The 20,656-nt window shown below is 57.0% G+C and carries 8 protein-coding genes and 1 other RNA gene; 5 read left to right on the forward strand and 4 right to left on the reverse strand.

All coding sequences use genetic code 11. The features are described 5' to 3' along the window. Positions 1–28 precede the first annotated feature (28 nt). From drmD to KW839_RS22160, 5 genes are all read left to right on the forward strand, one after another. On the forward strand, positions 29–3,295 hold the full coding sequence (gene drmD / locus KW839_RS22140; protein WP_256352791.1) for a DISARM system SNF2-like helicase DrmD: 3,267 nt from the start codon (positions 29–31) through the stop codon (positions 3,293–3,295). Continuing rightward, the gene (locus KW839_RS22145) at positions 3,292–8,358 is read left to right on the forward strand and encodes an Eco57I restriction-modification methylase domain-containing protein (RefSeq protein ID WP_218425512.1); all 5,067 of its coding nucleotides are present in this window, start codon (positions 3,292–3,294) and stop codon (positions 8,356–8,358) included. The genes drmD and KW839_RS22145 overlap by 4 nt, the downstream gene beginning before the upstream one ends. Beyond that, positions 8,358–14,312 (forward strand): DEAD/DEAH box helicase, encoded by a 5,955-nt coding sequence (locus tag KW839_RS22150; RefSeq protein WP_218425513.1) that lies wholly within the window; start codon positions 8,358–8,360, stop codon positions 14,310–14,312. Before KW839_RS22145 ends, KW839_RS22150 begins: the two co-directional genes overlap by 1 nt. Before the next feature lie 416 nt (positions 14,313–14,728). Beyond that, positions 14,729–15,892 carry a dsDNA nuclease domain-containing protein gene (locus tag KW839_RS22155; RefSeq protein ID WP_218425514.1) on the forward strand — a complete coding sequence of 388 codons (1,164 nt, stop codon included), beginning with the start codon at positions 14,729–14,731 and terminating at the stop codon, positions 15,890–15,892. A 33-nt stretch (positions 15,893–15,925) separates the two neighbouring features. Then, complete coding sequence (locus KW839_RS22160) at positions 15,926–17,641, forward strand: hypothetical protein (RefSeq protein ID WP_218425515.1); 1,716 nt, start codon at positions 15,926–15,928, stop codon at positions 17,639–17,641. Positions 17,642–17,706: 65 nt separating this feature from the next. On the opposite strand, the gene KW839_RS22165 is transcribed toward KW839_RS22160, so the two are convergent. The 4 genes from KW839_RS22165 to KW839_RS22180 form a co-directional block, all read right to left on the reverse strand. Beyond that, positions 17,707–18,963 carry an integrase domain-containing protein gene (locus KW839_RS22165; protein WP_218425516.1) on the reverse strand — a complete coding sequence of 419 codons (1,257 nt, stop codon included), beginning with the start codon at positions 18,961–18,963 and terminating at the stop codon, positions 17,707–17,709. Between the two features lie 184 nt (positions 18,964–19,147). Beyond that, positions 19,148–19,544: a transfer-messenger RNA gene (gene ssrA / locus KW839_RS22170) on the reverse strand. Between the two features lie 95 nt (positions 19,545–19,639). Beyond that, positions 19,640–19,918, reverse strand: a complete 279-nt coding sequence (locus KW839_RS22175) for a hypothetical protein (RefSeq protein WP_218425517.1) — start codon at positions 19,916–19,918, stop codon at positions 19,640–19,642. 369 nt (positions 19,919–20,287) lie between these two features. Beyond that, positions 20,288–20,560: a hypothetical protein gene (locus KW839_RS22180; RefSeq protein WP_218425518.1), complete on the reverse strand. Its 273-nt coding sequence runs from the start codon at positions 20,558–20,560 to the stop codon at positions 20,288–20,290. Positions 20,561–20,656: the final 96 nt, after the last annotated feature.

Here is a 20,656-nt window from a genome sequence, read left to right on the forward strand (position 1 = left end):
TTCACATCCGATCTGAACGGAATCACCAATGAATAATTCACACCCTACGGCCAATCACCTTCCCCGCGTCGGCATGCTAGCAACTGTGCGTAACCGCCGCGGTGTAATCTCTTCTGTAGAGCCCTTCAGCGATAGCAAGACCTCTGCTTTGCTGCACCTGGTTACCATCGAGTTCAGCGATACCGATGGTGATGCAGAAGAATCCCTGCTGTGGGAACGTGAGCGCGGTCCGGTGGTATTGGAACCGAACGCGCTGCCCAAAATAGATCGCGAAGCTCCGATGCAGCAGGATGAGTTTCTGGCCTTACAACGCGCAGCTCGCTGGAGCGCGCTCACGCCGTTCCTGTCGGCCAGCAATCCGCAGGAACGTTCAGAGCCAGTGCCCACTGCCCCTGTCTACGGTGCTGTCAGTGTCGACGACTTCCAGTTGGTACCGCTCGCCCGGGCCATGCGTATGCCGCGTGTTTCTTTGCTGTTGGCCGATGATGTGGGTTTGGGTAAAACCGTTGAGGCCGGCCTGATTCTGGCCGAGCTGATTCGTAAGCGACGCATTCGTCGGGTGCTAATCATCACTCCTGCAGCCCTGCGCACCCAGTGGCAGCAGGAGATGGAGGAAAAGTTCTCCCTCGGCTTTGATATCGTCGACAAAACCGCCACGCACAAGCTGCAAAAGGAGATGGGGCTGGATGCCAACCCTTGGCGTGCACTGCCGCGCATCATCACGTCTTACCACTACTTGCGTCAGCCTGATGTGCTGGAGCAGTTCATCGCCAATTGTGAATCCATTAAGCAGCGGGGTGGTGCACAGCTGCCGTGGGATCTGCTGATTGTCGATGAAGCCCACAACCTGATGCCGTCCAACTTCGGTGAAGACAGCGATCTGGCCAAAATGCTGCGGATCCTGACGCCGTACTTTGAGCACCGCCTGTTTCTGACAGCCACACCGCACAACGGCCATACCCGCTGTTTCTCGGGTCTGCTGGAGCAACTAGACCCTGTTCGCTTCACTCAGACGCCGGACTTCACCGATAAAGAACGCAAGATGATCGGCGATGTGCTAATCCGCCGTCTGAAAAGCGAGATCAACGATCAGGATCGCCAGGCGGGCCGAGTGCCGCGTTTTGCCAAACGCTATCTCGAACCGTTGCCGCTGTATATGTTCAAGCCGGAGCAGGAGCTGGCGGCTGCCGTTCGCAAGTTTTGCGCGCAGTTGAAAGGTATTATCCGCACCGCTCCCGAAGCACGCATGGTGCTCAATTTCGCCATTGAGATTTTGCGCAAGCGGTTGTTGTCGTGTCCGGTGGCCTTTGCCGACAGCTGGTTGCGCTTCAAGGAGGGTCTGGCTGCCAAAGAGGCGTTGCAGGCAGCTGAAGTGGCTGCCGCCCGTCGTGCCAGTGAAGAAGATATCGACGATGATCAGGAGCGCGAGAGCCGCAGCCGCCATGCCGCGCAGGTCGTCGGCGCCTGGATGCACCCCTACGTGGAGGTACTGCAGTCAGAAATTGACGCAATTGATGCCGCGCTGAAGTCTTTGGGGCTGGACAAGCAGCCCGTGGTTAAGGCCAAGCCGAAATCGGATGCCCGCTTTGATCGCCTGCGCGAGCTGATCGGCAAGGAGCTGCGTAACGCTGAACAGTGGAAAAATGATGAGCGACTGATCATTTTCACCGAGTACAAAACCACGCTCGACTATTTGGTCAACCGCTTGAATGACGAGTATGGCGCTGAACCCGGCAGCATCTGCATGCTCTATGGCGGCATGCATGAGGACGAGCGCGAGTCGGTAAAGCGCGCCTTCAACGATCCAGATGCGCCGATACGAATTTTGGTCGCGACCGATGCTGCTTCTGAAGGTCTTAACCTGCAGCACACCGCCCGCTTGTTGATGCACTACGAGATTCCGTGGAACCCCTCGCGTCTGGAACAGCGTAACGGCCGTATCGACCGTCATGGTCAATCACGGGATGTCACCATCTTTCACTTCACCAGCGAAGATGACAGTGACCTACAGTTTGTCGCCCGCGTACTGAGCAAAGTCAACGACATCCGCGAGGATCTAGGTTCGGTGGGTGAGGTGTTTGATGCCGCTTTTCAGCGTCGCATGATGGAGATGAACGAAGACCGCGATGTGTTGGGTGACCTGGACCTGCAGATAAGCAGTCGCAGAAGTGCAACCGAAGATGCTCAGGTTCACACAGAGGAAAGCGGCGAAGACGAAAAACAACGGTTGCAACAGCTGCTAGACGATCTAGACCTTAATCCCGGTACCCTCAAAGACACACTCGGCGTTGCCATGGGTCTGGGCGCCTCGCGAGAAGTGCTGGATGGTCCCGATGCCCAGGGCCGCATGCGCTTGCGTACGCCGCTACCTATGCGCTGGCAGGCCGTGGTCGATGACAGCCTGCGCTTGCCCTCGCAGAAAGGTGTCAGCGGCGCCATGCCCTGGCTGGTGTTCGACAACCACTTCTTTATCCACAACATCAATGGTCGGCCGGTATTCCGCCCCTCCCCGGACACCGTGCTGCTGCACCTGGGCCATCCATTGCTGCGTCAGTCGCTCAATGCCTTTGCACGATTGCGCTTTCCGGGCGGGCAGACCGACTTTCAGCCGCCTAGCCGCTGGCTGGTAAGCCGTGGCCAGGTGCCGGCTGGCGCCGAAGCGCTGGTGCTGTTCACCGTGGAGGAAATGGCCGTTAACGATCTGCGCGAAACCTTCCACCACTGGACCCGCACCCTGGCCCTGCCGGTGCAAAACAATACTCTGGGTGAACCCTTGCCTTACAGCGGGCCGCACTTTGGTTTACTTGGCCAGCAAAGTGCAGCCGATGTACCCGCCGCACGCGATCTATGGGACGAGGTGGAGGACAAGATTAAAACCTTATTGGGCAGTTACCGAGCTGATTTGACTCAGATCCTTCGTACCCAACTCAAGAGTGCGTACGAGCAGGCGAGGGATCATGAAAAGGATGCCTTCGAGCAGCGCATTCGTGAAGTTGCGGCCCTGCAAAAGGCACAGAGCATCGACAAGCTAAAACGAGAAATTGAGCAACAGCGGGTGGCTAGCATCCAGCAGCAACTATTTGATGACGCCGATGCACTGGCCGAAAAGCGTCTGCGTGATCTGGAGGACGAGCTCAAGCGCCGCCAGAACCAGTTTGGTGACCTGCAAGAACGTCTGACCGAAGAGAAACGTCGTATCCTTGAGCAGGTTCTGCCGCGCCGCTTTGCCCTGCGTGGCGAAGCTCAAGTCTTTCCGGTAACCATTGAAATTCGTTTCCCTGAGGTGGGTGTATGAGCCTGCATGCGGAAGGGTGGGCGCAGCTCAAACATGGTGGCCTGCTGTTATCCCCGGCCAAACTGGATGAATTTTTCCCGGCAGCCGCACCTGTCATGAGGGAATTTGCGGCCGAAAAACTCCGTCGTGCGCTCACGGCGTTTGACGGCAGTAATGAAAGCCTCAGCAGCCTGCTGGATTACATCCTGCAGGATCTTTCCGGGCTGCCCGCAGATGAATGGCAAAAGGCCCAGGGCGTCGACAGTCGCTGGGCCGTGCGTAGCTTTACCGGCGCCCAGATCAAACCCCGCCGCCTGTGGCTGGGGCCAAACGGTGAAACCCTGGCCGTGTTCGTGCCTGATGATGGCGGCTCGCGTCAGTTCGCCAGCCGCTTGGGGGTAGGGCGCTCACGGCAGTTGTTGGGACGCGTGGTCGAATGGCTGCGTCGTACCGGGCAGGCGCTGGCGCTGGTAACTAATGGCCGCCAATGGCGCCTGGTGCAAGCCGGTAGCGATCACGACGCCTGGTGTGAGTGGGATATCGACCTCTGGTTCAACGAAGGCCAACCCTCAGCCCAGACAGTGGTCTGGCGCACACTGCTCAACCGCAACACTCTGCTGGCAGAGCAGGGCCAGAGCCTCCTGCTGCAAGCCATCAGCGCCTCCCGAAAGGGCCAGGCCGAGCTCTCCAGCGTACTGGGTGAGCGCGTGCGGCAGGGAGTGGAAGAGCTGATCACCGCTTCCCATATCGCCATCGAGCAGGCTCAACAGCAAGGGCAGGCGCACGATTACAAAGATTTATACGTCGCCGGCTCGCGCATTATCATGCGCTGCATCATTACCCTCTTCTCCGAAGCCCGCGGCCTGGTGCCGGTCGACAACCCTATTTATCAGCAGGCCTACAGCCTGGAAGGGTTGCGTCATCAAATGGACCGCCGCGCCGGTGGCCGAGGCAACGAACGCCTGAGCCAGGGCCGCAGCGCCTGGCCGCGCCTGATTGGCCTGTTCAACCTGATCCATGAAGGCTCCGCCCACGAACGCCTCACCGTACCCCGCTACGGCGGTGCGCTATTCGAGTCGGGAAATCCTGGCAGTGACGATGGCATTTCCCGTGCACTGGCGCTGCTGGAAAGCAGTCAGAACCTGGTCAGCGATCTGCAGGTGCACAAACTGCTGCGCCTGCTCACCCGTACCAAAATGAAGGTGCGCCAGGGCCGCGGCAGCCGCTGGGTCGATGCGCCGGTGGATTTTTCCACCCTGTCTTCGGAATACATCGGCATTCTTTACGAAGGCCTGCTCGACTTCGAACTCAAACAAGCTGCCGACAATGACCCGGTGATCTTTCTCGCCGTAGGCAACCAGCCTGCCCTGACTTTGTCGCAGTTGGAGGCGATGGACGACAAAGCCATCAAGCAGCTGTTCGAAGCCCTGAAGAAAAAAGACAAGGCCGGGGATGACAGTGGCGACGAGGGTGACGAGGACGCGGAAGAAACCGCCGACAGCGAAGAAAGCGAAGAGAACGCCGACGAAGAAACCGAGTCCGTCGAGGACGACAGCCAAGAAGAAATTGTCGCCAGCGCCGACAGCGCAGAAGAGCTGATCCTTAGCGAAGACCATCTAGTCCGGGCCAATACCTGGCTGCAGCGTGCCGCGCAGATTGCCGGGCTGGTAAAGAAGCCCCGTGGCCGCAAAGCCAATGCCACCGGTGATGAAGAACAACAGGCACTGGAAAAGGCCGGCAAACAGCTGTGTGTTCGTATGGTCGCCCCCGGCCAGTTCTTCCTGGTGCGCTGGGGTGGTACCCGTAAGGGCGCCGGCACCTTCTACACCCGGCCGCAACTGGCCGCGCCCACCGTGCGCCGCACCCTGCAACCATTGGCTTATGAGGCCGTGCGCAGCGAAATCGATTCGCGCACCGGGCTGGACGCCGTAGTGGAGTGGGCACCGAAAAAGCCCGAGCAGATTCTGGCCCTGAAGGTGTGCGACCCGGCCATGGGCTCTGGCTCTTTCCTTGCGGGTGCCCTGCGTTACCTCACCGAAGCACTGACCCAGTCGCTGTTCCACCATAAGCTGATCGAGCGTAGCGAAGACGGCGGTGTGCCACGCATGGCTGACGGCAAGTTGGCCGAACTGCTCAGCGATGAGCTCACCAAACTCAATCCCAAAGATGATGGCTTTGAAGAGGCTCTGCGCGCCCAGCTCAAGCGTCACATTGTGGAAAACTGCCTGTACGGCGTCGACCTTGACCCGCTGGCAGTGGAGCTGGGGCGTATGGCGCTGTGGGTGGAGACCATGGACCGCGATCTGCCCTTTGGCTTCCTTGATCACAAGCTCAAGGTCGGCAACGCCCTGGTGGGCACCTGGTTTGACACCTACCGCGACTACCCGGCCATGGCCTGGGAACGGGAAGGCGGCGACAAGGACTATCAGAAGAACAAGCCTGAGGGCCTGATCAACCACTGGTACCAAGACGCGAAGGGCAAGCGCAAGGGGGACGTCTTTACCGATGCGATAAAGGCCCGCAGTAAGGCAGTGCCCGAGCAACTGCAGGCGCTGCTCAGCGGTCAGATGGCTTTGGATGGCGCTCTGGATGCGGGCAATGTGCACGACGAATTGCTCAAGGTGTTCCGCAAACTGCACCGCCTGCCTGTACACGAAAGTGAAAAGCGCGCCGAGGTCTATCGCAACGAGGTGCTTAACAACCCCCACTACCATGCCCTGAAAGCACGCATGGATCTGTGGTGCGCGCTGTGGTTCTGGCCAGGCGAGCAGATCGAAGTGGCACCGCTGCCGCTCGACTTTGTCAACCCCAATGCACAGGCGCTGGCCATTGCCGCCGACGTGGCTCGTCACCAGCGCTTTTTCCACTGGGAGCTGGAGTTCCCGGATGTGTTCACCGCCACCCAGGACGGTTTTGATGCGCTGCTGGGCAACCCGCCGTGGGAAATCCAGAAACCCAATTCCAAAGAGTTTTTCTCCAACAACGACCCGCTCTACCGCGCCTATGGCAAGCAGGATGCACTGGCCAAGCAACTGGAGTACTTCCGCTCCTGGCCGCAACTGGAGCACGACTGGATTGCCTACAACTCTGACCTTAAAGGTATGTCCAACTGGGCAAAGTACGTGGGCAAGCCCTTTGGCGACCGCATTACCGAAGACAAGAATGGCAAGAAAAAGCACGACCTGAATTTAGGTAGTGGCCGAAACAGCTTCGACGCCTCGGCGGTCGCACACAAAAAATGGCTGCAGCAACGCAAGAAGCACAAAGGTTTTGCCGATATCGCGCACCCTTTCCTGCATCAGGGCTCGGCCGACTTGAATACCTATAAGCTCTTCCTGGAGTTAAGCCATGCGTTGCTGCGTGGGCAGGGGCGCTTGGGCATGATCGTGCCCAGCGGTATTTATACCGACAAGGGCACCACCGACCTGCGCGAGCTGTTCCTGAGCCAGTGCGACTGGCAGTGGCTGTTTGGCTTTGAGAACCGTGCAGGCATTTTCGATATCCATCGTTCCTTCAAATTCTGCCCACTGATCGTGCAGAAAGGCGGTGCAACCCGGGCCATCCGCGTCGGCTTTATGCACCGCAATGTGGACGATTGGGAGCAGGCCGAGCGACATGTGCTGGCCTACCCGCGGGCGCGGGTGGAGGAGTTTTCGCCGTATTCCAAGGCCATTCTGGAAATCCGCAGCGAGCAAGACCTTCACGTACTGCAGAAAATTTACGCCAACGGCGTGCTGTTGGGTGACCAGAGCGAAAACGGCTGGGGCATCAAGTACGCCACCGAATTCCACATGACCAACGACTCCAAGCTGTTCCCGCCGCGTCCCAAATGGGAGGAAAAGGGCTATCGCCCCGACGAGTACGGCCACTGGCTGAAAGGCGCCTGGCGCGACTACGAGGGCCCGAAGCCTATTCTGGAGCGCGAACCGGGTTTGGTGCTGTCGCGGGATGGGCGGCAGGCGATGCGGGTGGAGGCGATTGAGGATGTGGCGTTACCGCTTCTCGAAGGCAACATCATCGATCAGTTCCAAGTTTCCTCAAAAGGGTGGGTTTCCGGGAAAGGACGTTCGGCCGTTTGGCGAGAAATCACCTCGGACAGCGAGGAGCTTGATCCTCAGTATTTGATCGGCCTCGAAGATGCCGCTTCGAAAAAATACAAGTCTGGAGAGATGGCCGGTCAGCCAAAATGGCGTCCTGTGCCAAAGGTTACTTTTATCGATGTGACGTCGGCAACCAACGCGAGAACTGCGCGAGCCACCTGTACTCCATTTTTCCCATGCGGCAACACGTCTGCCGTGCTGGGCTCCCAGCAAAGTGTGTTTGCGCTCGCAACGGCTATGAACTCCTTCGTTTATGACTTCGTTGCAAGAGCACGATGTGGTGGCTTGCACCTGAATTGGTTTGTGGTTGAGGAGTCGGTTCTTCCTGAAAAGGCAGTAGCGCCCTTTCTGGCTGGAATTGGCCAAGCCTTGATCGGTCACCTCAGGATTTTCAGCTTTGCACTTGAAGATCATCCGAGGAATTTTGCTTTGACGCCGGCGGAACGCATACGTCAGCGGTGTATATCTGAAGCCTTGGTTGCGAGCGCCTTAGCCCTTTCCAGTGATGAGCTTGTTTACATCTTGGCTGATTGTGACCATCCCCAACGGTCGCTTACCGACGCTTTCACGGCACAGCTCAACCCCAAAGGCTTCTGGCGCATAGACAAAGACAGAGATCCCGAACTGCGCCACACCATTCTGTCGCTGGTCGCCTTCCACGATCTGCAGGAAAAAGGGCTCGATGTCTTCCTCGCGCAGAACGATGGCGAAGGCTGGATGATCCCCGAACAGTTGTGCCTGGCCGACTATGGCTTGGGCCACGATGATCGCGCGCAGGAATACCAGCCAGTGACCTCGCGCCTTGGGCCGCGTTTTTTCGACTGGCAGATGAGCGAAGATGTGGAGCATTCCTGGCAGGAGTGTGCGGCCCATGCCGAACTGATCCGCCGCATCGTGCCATTGCCGCAACCGGAGCACGCCGACGGGGTTGCTGATGAGCGGGCGCCATATAAAACAGAATCACCGCAGAGAGCACTGTTCTGATGCTGAATCCCATTACTTATACCGAAGACGTCGTAAGCGACTTTCTGCGCTACCAGCTCAGCACCTATGCTTTTGCCGATGAGAGTCTGTACCGGCAGATGCGTGAACTGCTCAACCTTGAGCACACCCGCAATACGCCGTTGATGAAAGGGCCATTTATCTCCCTGTCGCGCACCTTTATGAAAGGCGCCAGTCTGGAGCATTTGGTCAACGAAGGCGTGTTGCACCCGCACATCCGGCAGTTGTCTCCCTATCCGGGCGCCTACTTGCACCAGGAAAAGGCCTTCCGCTCCATCAAGGCCGGTCGCACCACGCTGGTGGCCACCGGTACAGGTTCGGGCAAGACTGAATCCTTTCTACTGCCGATCATCAGCCGTTGCCTGCACTTACGGGACGAGGGGGCCGAGGCGGGAGTGACGGCGGTAATCGTTTACCCCATGAACGCCCTAGCTGAAGACCAGTTGCAGCGTATGCGCGAGCTACTGGTGGGCACCGGTGTGACCTTTGGCATGTATGTGGGCAAGACCCCGCGCACGGAGGCGGATATCAATGGCGTTCGCCTCCCGTCAGGCAGCACGGTGGCTGATTACCGCAGCAAGCTACAGCAAATGCAGCAGCAGAAAATGGATGTCGCCTTGCATCCGGCCGAGGAGCGGGTGAGCCGTGAGGCCATGCGCACACCAGGCCAGCAGCCACGCATTCTGCTGACCAACGTCAAGCAGCTTGAGCTGCTGCTGACCCGACAGCAGGACCTGGAACTGTTCGACAACGCACTGCTGGAGTTCATGGTATTCGACGAGGCGCATACCTTTACCGGTGCTGGTGGCGCCGAAACCGCCTGCCTGATTCGCCGTTTGCGTGCCTATTGTGGCAAGGACGAAAACAGCACCACCTGTGTCGCCACCTCCGCCACCATTGCTGACCCGCGCCGCGGTATCGAAGCCGGCCGCGAGTTTGCTAGTCGCTTCTTTGGCGTGGATGGCCAGAATGTCGAGCTGATCGGCGAAGCCTACGAAGAGGACATCTGGGGCGAGCCGCGCACTGTCAGCGCGCCCTTCAATGGCGATCAGGCCATGCAGCTGAAAACCGTGCTGGAAATGCTCGGCACGCTGGACCGAGCCGAGGTCGAGCCCGCCGACTTGCAGGCGTTCCGTATCTGGTTCCAGACCACCAGCGGCATGCGCATGGCCGGTGACAACTGGCGTGAGGCGCTGAACCAGTGGCTCAGCCATAACGAGGTGGTGTTTCAAATCGCCGATGTGCTGCGCCGTCCGCGAGCCGTGGCTACCTTGCTGGAAGAGCTGAACGACAAACTGGGACGCCCGATCACCGAAGAGGAAATCCTCATTTGGCTGGCTCTGGGGGCTGCGGCCCGTAATGGCGACCGGCCGTTGCTGCGACCGGTGGTACACGGGTTTGTGCGCGGCGTTAGCGGCGCGGTAGTGACCTTTGAAGAAGGGCTAGGGCAGCTGGGTAGATTGTGGCTGTCGGCTGAGGATGCACTGGCTGCGAGTGACGGGCGTGATCCGGAACTGAAAACCTTCCCACTGTCGAGCTGCACGACATGTGGCCAGCACTACTTCGAGCATGGGCTGGAGGACTTCAATTACACCGGTGATGCGCCTGGCGGTGGCTCGGCCGAGGGCAAGAGTCGTGTGTGGCGTGCGCAGGACATTCCGTTGGGGGGCGTGCGTGCTGTCTCATTGGATCATCAGGTAGGCTCCGATGGTGAGGAAGAGCCCTCGCGCACTGAGGTGCTCTTCGTCTGCCGTTATTGCGGCACCACGCATGACCGGCAGTGTCCTGAGTGTGTTGGTTGTGGCCGCAATAAGACCCTCAAAGCATTGCATTTCGTACAGCAGAAAGAAGAACACATTGGACGTTTGACCCGCTGTGTATCCTGCGGCGCCCATGGTCGCCGGGTGAGCGGCAGTTACCGCGAACCGGCCCGTCCAGTACGCGCGACGGGCGTGGCTGATGTGCATGTGCTGGCCCAGAGCATGATCCACCGTGCCGAGCGCAAGCGCCTCCTGGTGTTCGCAGACAACCGCCAGGATGCCGCTTTCCAGGCGGGCTGGATGCAGGATCGCTCCCGTCGTTATCGCCTCAGGGAATTGATCTACAAAAAGCTGCGCGAAGGCGCCGTCTCGGTCGGTGATCTGGTGTTGTGGCTGGACAAGTTTCTGGATGCAGATGATGAGTTGTCGCGGGCGTTGATCCCAGAGGTTTGGCGGGTCGAACCCAAATCGGAAACCAGCCTGGCGCATGCCGAGGAGCGCAAGTGGTTTTTGCGCGCCCAGGTGCTGCGTGAGCTGACGTTAGGAGCGCGGCAAAGCACCGGTCTGGAACCGTTGGGGCGTTTGAAGATCCAGTATCTGGGGTTGGATGAAGCACTGCCGGTTATTCAGAAGTGGGCAAGGGCGTTGGGCTGCTCACCGGCGGACTTGCGCGACGGTATTGCCTCGTTGCTGGATGCAGCTCGTTCCAGGCGCATGCTGTTTGATCCTGTGACGCGCATGTTTTCCAAATTCTGGCTGGACGGTGAAAAGGAAGTACTGCGCGGTTATCTGCCGATCATGCGTGGTGTGCCGGAAGGCTTGGTGTTTGAGCGCGATGGTCAGCACGACAAAGGACGTATCAAGCAGTGGTTCAGCACTTACGACAGTTCCGCCAAACAGGCGGCTGTGAGTTGGGGAGTGGATCCAGATCACGTTCAGTCGTTTCTGGATGATGTTTGGCGGCTCTGTACCGATGAGCTGGAGTTGTTGACGCAGGTGCAGTTCAAGGGCGCGCGCGGAAATAACCTGCCAGGCTGTCACGGCGCCACGCAGGTGCATGTGGATCACATGATGCTGGTGCCTGCGTCAGGCATGTATCGCTGCCAGACCTGCCGGCGGCTGCATGCCCGGGTCAACCCCGGTATGACCTGTATGGCCTGGCGTTGTAGTGGCAAGCTGGTATTCGAGGCCGAGAATCCGGATAACTACGACCTGCTGCTGCTGGATCAGGAGTTTTCCATGCTTCGTGCCCGTGAACACTCTGCGCAGATTCCGGGGCCGGAGCGTGAACGCATCGAAAACGCCTTCAAGGGCGAGAGCGAGCGCATCAATACCCTGGTGTGTACACCCACGCTTGAGATGGGCGTGAACATCGGCTCGCTGGATGCAGTCTTGATGCGCAACGTACCGCCTTTACCGGCCAATTACTGGCAGCGGGCTGGTCGTGCTGGGCGTCAGTTCCGCATGGCGCTGGATCTGACCTATGCACGCACAACCAGTCACGACCGAGCCTACTTCAATGAACCGCTGAAGATGCTCGAGGGGTTGGTGGAGCCCCCAAGCTTCAACCTGCGCAACCCCGTCATGGTTGCCAAGCACGTGAATGCTACGGTACTGACCACGCTGCTGCAGATGCTGCGTAGTAACTGTCTGCCTGGACAACAGGCCGCTGCGCTGCAGGAGGCCTTGTCTGCCTGCTTGCCACCTCAAATCAGACCCTATCTGTTTACCTCTGATGGCATGGTGAGGGCTGAGCCTCTAACGGTTGAAGCATTGAGCCAGCAGATAGCGCAGCATAAAGCAGTACTCTTGAATGCGGTGATCAAAGCCTTCCACCAGGGGTGGCCGACCAGTGACCGCGAGGTAGTAAGCTGTGGCCAGTTGGAGGTGCTCATTGGTAGTTTTGCGGAGCAGCTCCAGGGGGTAATCAATCGTCTATTCCAGCGCCTGCAGTGGGCTTTGGGGCAGTTGGAGCGGTTGCGCAAGGTGGCCGCTGGCAAGGGCGCACTGGACGCCGATGAAGAGGCCTTGCGCGCCCGCTGCGAACGGTTGGTAAAAAAACTAAAAGGCGAGGCCAAGCGCAATCGTAGCCAAGCAGAGGGTTTTGATGACACCAATACCTATGGCGTATTGGCGGCTGAGGGCTTTCTGCCGGGTTATGGACTGGATAGCGGTGCGGTAACCCTGACCCATGTAGCGCCTCGTCACAGCAGCGATATCAGTGACTGGGAGTTACGCCGTAACACTGCTCTGGCTGTTCGCGAATATGTGCCTGGTAACCTGATCTACGCCAATGCGCACAAATTTGTGCCCCGTCACTTCCATCTAGTCCCGGAAGAGCCTCTGGTATTTGCTGTGGATGTGGCAAGTGAGTCAGTCCAGGAAACTGGCCCGAACGCTAAGGCTGGCAGTGAAGCCAGCTCCATGTCGGTCACGCAAATTCCGGGTGTAGCCATCTGCGATGTGGATGCACCCCATCATTCCTACATCTCGGACGATGAGGACTACCGCTTCCAGATGTCGGTGGCAGTCTTTGCCCAAGACCAAGGGCGGCACTCCGGCGGTAAAGTCTATGAGTGGGGCAAAGCGCAGTTGCAACTAAAGCATGGCATGCACATGCGCTTGGTAAATGTTGGCGCGGCTTCGCAAGTGCGTTCCGGGGCGTTGCTGGGATATCCGCTGTGCCTGGTGTGTGGTGCTAGCCGCTCGGCCATGAGCAGCCAGCAGGAGCTGGATAAATTTAATGAGCATCATATCGAACGCTGTGGCCGTCCCGTTCAGACCATCGCTTTCTACGCCGAGGTGGTAGCCGACGCACTAGTACTGCAGGACTGCGCCTCCCAGGAAACGGCCTACAGCGTCATGGAGTCGCTGCGTCAAGGAGCAGCCGACGTTCTGGATATGGAGATATCCGATCTCCAGGTACAGGTGATAGGCAAACCGGGGAGTGAGTCGGTAGATGCGCTGCTGTATGACCCCATGCCGGGTGGCTCGGGCCTGCTGGAACAGTTGCTGGAGCACTGGCCGGATGTGGTGAGTGCGGCAAGGCGCTTGGCCGAGGAGTGTCCGTCTGCCTGTGAGTCATCCTGTGTGGACTGTCTGCAGCATTTCCGCAACTCTTTCTATCATGACAAACTGAATCGCCATACCGCGCTTGAAGTGTTCAACGACTGGGGAAGCACCCTGAACTTTGCCCATGAATTGGCGCCTGTATTGCCGGATGAAACACTGACGCAGCAACCGGGTAATCCCCCTGAGCAACAGCTGGTGGCAATGCTGAAGGCGGCAGGCATGGCTGCGTTTGAGACTGAGCGGCCGATTCAGCTATTCGGTGGCATCACGACCCGTCCGGACGTGTATTTCCACGAGCCCAACGATCAGTACGAGGGCGTTTGCATCTACTTAGATGGCATGAGCGAGCACCTGCACGGCAATGCCCTAACAGCCGCCAAGGATCGTCAGATCCGTCAGGAGTTGCTGAATACAGATTACGAGGTGATCGAAATCCAGTTCCAGGAGCTGTATGACAAGACTGTGATGCGTGAGCACATGCGCCGCATTGCGCGAGCAGTGATCGGCAAGGCGAAGGCCAAGGAGTTGGCGGCCAGTGATGACTGGTTTGATTTGGCGTCTGATCCAAAGTCTGGAGCGGCTGTATTATACAGTGCCAAAGTATTTCCATTCAAAACGCTAGCCCCGGAAGACGCGGGCTTTGTGCCATACCACAACTGCGTTCCCTTGGTTGGCCTGCAGGTCGCTGCTGGGGCCTGGAGTCAAGAGCAGGACGGGCTGACTGCGCTGGCCGAACATGCTGAAGATTGGGTCGCGTTGGATGACGGCAAGTTGGAGCCGGGCATGTTTGTGGCGCAGGTGGTAGGTCGCTCCATGGAACCCTTGGTGCCTGATGGTAGTTACTGCCTGTTCCGGCCGGTGCCGGCTGGTAGCCGCCAGGACCGAAAGCTGCTGGTCAGGCATGCTGGCGTGGCCGACACTGAAACTGCTGGTGAGTACACTCTGAAGGTTTATACCAGTGAAAAAACTGTCAGTGATGACGGTGAATGGCAGCACGAGCGTATTACCCTCAAGCCATTAAATCCGGAGTACCAGCCATTGGTACTTGAGCCGGAAGAGGAGGGGGCGGTTATAGCTATCGCAGAGTTTATAAAAGTGCTGTAAAGCAGCAGCGATTTCGAGTACCCATGATGAGTGAAAATGAGTGCACTTATGTTGACGTCGCTGCGTGTAATAAATTTGAAAGCTTGGAAGTAAATCGGCGAGATTCGTCCGGATATCAAACAGTACGGTAGCAGCTACCGCCAGCTTGCAGATAATGGCAAGCTGGCGCATCACTTACAGATTGACCTTCTCGGGCACGCCTACTTCCCGAAGGGGTGCCCGATCTATGCCGAATTGCATTCGAAGATTTTGCACGTCGCTTGCGGTCAATCACCTCTCGTCAGCGAGTACCGAAGAGTAAGCGAACGGGCAACACATCTTGCGGAGTAGAAGGCGGGCACCTTTACAGCGACCGCAATGTGAATGATGATGATAAGGTGCCATCCTAGGTGGCGAAAGTGCATAGGGAGCATGCCTTGACCATTTCAGCTGGCGCCGCAGAGTTACTCCTCGTCGCGAACAAACCGGGCCTCACAGAGACAGGCGGTGGCCACGGCGCTAAAGGTGTGGATTTTCAGCGGTGGTGGGCCGTGCTCCGAATGGTAGAGCTGGAGCAGGCGGGCGAGATTGATTTCTTGCTGCTTTTCGAAACGGTGCAGGATGTCACCGAGCTGGACTCGTCATACACTCCGTCGCGTGCGCGCGTTTACCAGGTAAAAAAGAAAGATCGAGGCGAGTGGAGCTGGTCCGTACTCACTGGCACAGCGGTGCCTCCGAAAAAGAAGAACCCAGCAGCTTCAGCGAAGGCGGTAATACCTAAGTTTGAAAAAGTCGGCGACAGTGCCCTTGGCAAGCTTCAGCTCAGCCTCGCTGCATTCGATAAGTTACCTGTTCAGGCCTTCTTTATCTCGAACGCTGGATGTGACATTCCTCTTGCTGCGGGGGGAAATGCAGCGACGTCGATGCCTTGCTCGCTCGCGGATTTTTCTCCTGATCATGCAGATTTGTTGTCTCAAGCTTTGAGTTCGCTTGGTGCGAGCGGCTCGCCTGCTCCGGATTTGACGAAGCTTACGCTGAAGAGAGTTGCTATCCACCCCGATGAGCCCAGTAGTTACGTCATCAAAGTTGCGCTGGAATTGTTGATGCATCGCAGTCCTGCTCATGCGGGCCAGGCTGCTTCGTTCGTAGAATCCCTCGTCACGAAGATTTCGCCTCTAGGTCGCCACACTGATACTTGTTCGTCTTTCGGAGAGCTCATTAAGCAGCGTGGGTTCGCGAGGCATGAGTTTGTAGCTGCAATGGGGGCACTTGAAGCAACTCCAGATTATTCGGCCTATTTGGGTGTCTGGCTCACGCAGCTACAAACCGAAGGAATGGACTTCATGTTGGTTACCGCGGTGCGAGCTGAAGCTGCGCGTGTGGTTCGGGAGCAACTAGCAGGCACAACACTGCCCGATGCCCGATCTGTTCACAATTTCTGTGACAGCTGGATCGAACTCAACGTGGCCGGACCACAGTTGCGGCCGTACTTTGAGGCTTGTTTAGCCGAACTGAAAAAGAATTTCACTAGCTTTCGCGATGCCGAACTACTCGCGCGCTTTGCAATGAGGGCTATTAAAAAATGCGTGGACCCGAACTGAGATTCCTCGTTCGTAGCTTGAGAACTAAGAACTATGAAAAGCTTTCGATTCGAAAACATCTGGCTGCTCTCGCACCGCGACAAGAAGGCGAGACACGTGGGCTTCCACCCGAAGAAAAACCTGTTGAGGGGAAGGAACCACACTGGCAAGACGAGTCTGATTCGAAGCATTTTTGAGACCCTTGGTGCCAAGCCCCAGGGAAAGCTCGAATCGTGGGATGAAAATTCCGTCTCTCTCCTAGAGTTCTCAATTGGAGGATGTCATTTCTTCGCACTGCACCAGAATGGGCGACGCGCGCTTTTCAACGCAAATCAGGAGATGATCGTCGCCACCTCTAAGTTCGGAGAGTGGTCCGAGGCGTTCTGCAACATTACTGATTTTAATCTGGTGTTTACCGATAAAAGAGAGTCAGCTATTAAACCGGCAGACCCTGCATGTTTTTTTTTGCCGTTTTACGTAAATCAGGATGGCAGTTGGCAGTCCGGCTGGAACACTTTTATCGGCCTCCAAAGGTTCAGCTCTCCCTGGAGCGCTATCTTGGAGTACTTCACTGGCGTATGTCCGCCCGAGTACTATCGGGCCAGAGCCGAGAGAGTTCAAGTATCCAAAGCGCTTGATGAGCATCGGCGAGAATACAAACTTCTAGAGCGAACTATGGAGCGGTTCAGCCGAACGCTGCCCTTATCTGGTCCTAAACTCAACCCTGAGAACTTTGCCTATGAGATTGCACTGCTGACCCGGGAGGTTACTGAGCTTAATCAGAGGCAGGAGATGCTCCGTAGTGCTGCCGTTCGTGAGCAAGATTTGCTTTCCAGTCTTGAGCAGCAGATCCGATTAGCCGATGACGCTCTCGCGGCATATGGTCATGACGCAAAGTATCTACGGGCTGAAGGGGCGGAACCTCTGATTTGCCCAACCTGTAATGCAGAGCACACGAAGTCGTTTTATGACTTGCTCCAATTCGCTGAGGATGCACGAGTGCTACGAGAGCTAGCAGGGTGTCTCAGGGATGACGCGAACGAGGTTCGGAATCGATATGGCGCCACGTTAGCCAGGCTCCATAACCTAGACGAGAGCTACCAGCGAATCTCTAAGCTTCTGGATACCCGCAAAGGAGACCTAAAGTTTCAGGATGTCGTTGAAAGCATTGGGGCGGAAAGCGCAGTCGCGGCGTTCGAAGCCGAGCGTAAACTTCTGCAAGGCGCGATCGATAAGGCTCTGGGTGCCGTGGATGCTCTAGATGAAAAAATGAAGTTGCTCCGTGCCCCGAAAAGGACTCGGGCGATATTGGAGAAGTTCAGATCCTACTACGTGTCTGGGCGTGTTGCCTTGCAACTTCCCGCAGTAGACGCATCGAAGATGAAGCTTGCTGGACGTCCAGATCTATCAGGAAGCGGAGGTCCTCGATCAATTCTGGCTTACTACGCCGCACTCTGGCAAACGTGCCAGGGTGTAACCGGGACTTTCGACGTCCCCGTGGTGATTGACTCGCCGAACCAGCAGGCTCAAGACGACGTCAACCTGCCGGCGGTGCTTCAGTTCATTGCAAAAGAGCTACCAGATGACATGCAGCTAATCGTTGGATTAGAAACAGAAACGGACTTTCCGTTTGACAAAGAGATCCATCTGGATGCGCCGTACTCAATGCTCCGGGAAGACCACTGGGCTGAGGCAGAGCTCATCGTCGAGCCATTGCTCGAGAAGATGTATGCAAAAATGACATCAAATGTTGAGGAGGTCAGCAAGTGATGAACGAACCGATAGCGCTGCACGCGTCCCAAACCCAAGACTCCTGCTCGCCACCGGTTTTAGTCTCAACGGATCGAAACGACTTTACGGTCCCTATTTTCATTGGTTGCTGACACTGAAAGGCTGCCGGTTGCCGCACTGTGGATGTGCTCGCTCCACCAAGCCATCATCGGGCGTCTGCGATCAATATAGTCGGCTCGGTTATAGGCGCTACGTACCTCATCCTTATCAACGTGGGCTAGCGCAACCTCAATCAGCTCAGGCTCCCAGCCGTGTTCATTGAGGATGGTGCTCGCCATTGATCGCATGCCGTGGCTAACCAAGCGCCCTTCAAACCCCATCCTCTTCAATGCCATGTTGGCGGTCTGGCTGTTGCAGTGCGTGCGAGGGTCTCTGTCTGCAGGGAACACGTATTCCCGATGCCCACTGTAGGGCTTGATCGCCTCCAAGAGTGCCAGAGCTTGATCAGTGAGAGGAATGATGTGTATCCGACGCTTCTTCATTCGCTCCGCCGGTATCGTCCAGATCTTCTTTTCGAAGTCGATATCAGCCCAGCGGGATGTAGCCGCCTCGGCCGGCCTGGTCATAGTGTGAAGCTGCCACTCAATTAAGCAGCGCGTGGTTCTTTTTATGCTGGCATTGGCGATCGCCACCATGAGCTCTTTTAGCTCCTCGGGAGGTAGTGCCGCCATGTTCTTCTTTTTTGGCTTCTTGAAGACGGAGCGAATCCCACTGAGTGGATTCGCGTGAATCAATCCCGAATTAACTCCATAGGTCATGATTTCATTGAGACGCTGAGTCAAACGTTTAACAGTTTCGAGGCTACCCCTCGTTTCGAGGGGGCGGAGCAAGGTGATGACCTTAGGAGCAGTGATAGCTGAGATTGGGGTCGGGCCCAGGTCCGGGAAAACATGCAGCGTGAGGGAGCGCCAAATATCCTCGGCGTACGCTGGGGTGACTGAATCCTTTTTGAGCTCGAACCACGCTGTCGAGATATTTTCAAAAGTGTGTTCCGTGGCTGCTTTTTTCGCATGTCGCTCGGCGTCGCGTTTCTCTTTAGGGTCCAGCCCTTGGGCGACGAGTTCTCTTGCCTCAACGGTTCTTTTGCGGGCTTGCGCCAGGCTGACCTCAGGAAAGGTGCCTAGCCCCATGTTGATCCGTTTTTTCGTCACGGGTTGAATATAATTGAAATTCCAAAGCTTAGAGCCATTGATTCTCACCCGCATCTGAAGGCCATTGCCATCCGTGAGAATGTAGTCCTTATCCTTTGGCTTCGCGGCTTTCACTTTTACGTCTGAAAGGCGCGTGGCTTGGGCCCCCATGGTGTATTCCAGTGCTGTTTATGTATTCCAAAAAATAGCAGGTGAGCGCCTGGAATACCACTTGGAATACACGAAATCATGGATGGTCTCGGACGTTGATGGACGCCCTAGGACCATAAACCCTTGTTTTTACTGGATTTCAGGCACAAAAAAAGACGTCCGTGGACGTCTTTAGATGATGAAGTGGTGGAGCCGGGGGGATTTGAACCCCCGTCCGCCAGTACTCCGCTGTCGGTACTACATGCGTAGCCGTGTCTATTAAGTTAACCCTCAGCGACCCGACGGGCAGGGTGCTTTGGGCGAGTTGTGTAAGTTTTAGCCGATTCGTCCACAACGTACTGCACGGCGATTCTGTTCTATATGACAATCACTTTGGGTTTACAGACATCCCCTGGTGATTGCTGGACCCGAAGGTACCAGAAGCTCAGGGCTAAGGCTGCTTACGCAGCGAGAGCGAATTCCTGGCCGTAGTTTTCGTCATTGGCAACTATAAGTAGTTGCAACAGTGGATTTACGAGTTCTGTTACCAACTCGGCATGCACCTAAAGTTTCGCAACCGGCGTCGAATCCTAAACGGCCCCGAGCCTGATGCTCGGTGAATCAAATGAGCAACAGGCCTGTGCAGTGTACGCCAACACGCGTGAGAAGGCCAACCCGAAAGGTTGGGCATCACAGATCATGGGGTGGCTGCGTTGGTCTGTTGGTCAGCGAGGGCCATTGCCTGGCTGGCTTCGGTGACGCATTTGGTGTCGTCACCGGCGGCTTGTGATGCTTGGGCGCTGGACAGTAGTCGTTTGATCTCCATTGTGGTGTTCGTGGAGGTTGCTGGCAGTGCGGTGACTTTGTTGTTGAGCTCTTGGAGCTTGCTCGTGCAGAGGGTGTTGTCGGCGGCGGACACAGGGGAGGCGAGGATTGCGCAAGTGGTGAGCAGGCCAGCAAGTGAGGCAGGTTTCATGGTTTTCTCCTTGGGCTGATTTTTTCGGGGCTGCGTCAGGGGGGGCGCGGCTTGGTCGAAAAAACTGCCATGGGGGGTATCAGGTCAGGTACATCGTGTGTAGCGGTTTTGCGACTGCTTCGCAGCCGAGCGGGGGCAAGCCCCCTCGCCACAGGGTGTGTTGCCCGACTACAGCTTTACATGATGGATCGGGGCTGTTTAGAAGACTCCGACGCTGCGCGGGAATTCGGTTCGTTTGGAAAAACGATGGGTGGACTGTCTGATGAGGCAGCGTTGAATGGGGCGAAAATTCTTTGTATAGGGCGGCGTCGGGGGGATGTGCGTCACCGAGGCTCGGAGGGCCAACCCGAAGGTTGGCCTTGAACCGGGTTACTTCGAGCCTTTTTTTGCATTCGTGACATCGGTGATGGTTTGGGTGGTCTCGGAGATGCAAGCGTCAATGCCTTCCTGGGTGCCTTTTGCCTGCTCGGCCTTGGCTTTCTCGACGGAGGCCTTTACCTGGTCAGTCATTTCCGGAGGAACCTGTGCCTTGCCGTTTTCGATGGTTTTCAGGTTGACCTCGCAAAGGTCTTCTGCGGCAAACGAAGGGGAAGCCATCATGGAAGCAGTAATGAACAAACCTAACAGCACAGAACGATTCATGTGTATCTCCTTGAGCTGAAGGGCCAGGTATCGCTGGCCATCAAGTCGGGCTGCCGAGTATTGGGAAAGCCCCGCATTTGCGGGACTTGATCAGTG

This window comes from Pseudomonas sp. PDM31 (genome assembly GCF_019218965.1).
Classification (GTDB): domain Bacteria; phylum Pseudomonadota; class Gammaproteobacteria; order Pseudomonadales; family Pseudomonadaceae; genus Aquipseudomonas.

Coding starts and splice junctions, on each gene's coding strand:
- KW839_RS22165 (WP_218425516.1), bottom strand. CDS start 18,963: ATGGGGGCCCAAGCCACGCGCCTTTCAGACGTAAAAGTGAAAGCCGCG.
- KW839_RS22175 (WP_218425517.1), bottom strand. CDS start 19,918: ATGAAACCTGCCTCACTTGCTGGCCTGCTCACCACTTGCGCAATCCTC.
- KW839_RS22180 (WP_218425518.1), bottom strand. CDS start 20,560: ATGAATCGTTCTGTGCTGTTAGGTTTGTTCATTACTGCTTCCATGATG.
- KW839_RS22145 (WP_218425512.1), top strand. CDS start 3,292: ATGAGCCTGCATGCGGAAGGGTGGGCGCAGCTCAAACATGGTGGCCTG.
- KW839_RS22150 (WP_218425513.1), top strand. CDS start 8,358: ATGCTGAATCCCATTACTTATACCGAAGACGTCGTAAGCGACTTTCTG.
- KW839_RS22160 (WP_218425515.1), top strand. CDS start 15,926: ATGAAAAGCTTTCGATTCGAAAACATCTGGCTGCTCTCGCACCGCGAC.
- drmD (WP_256352791.1), top strand. CDS start 29: ATGAATAATTCACACCCTACGGCCAATCACCTTCCCCGCGTCGGCATG.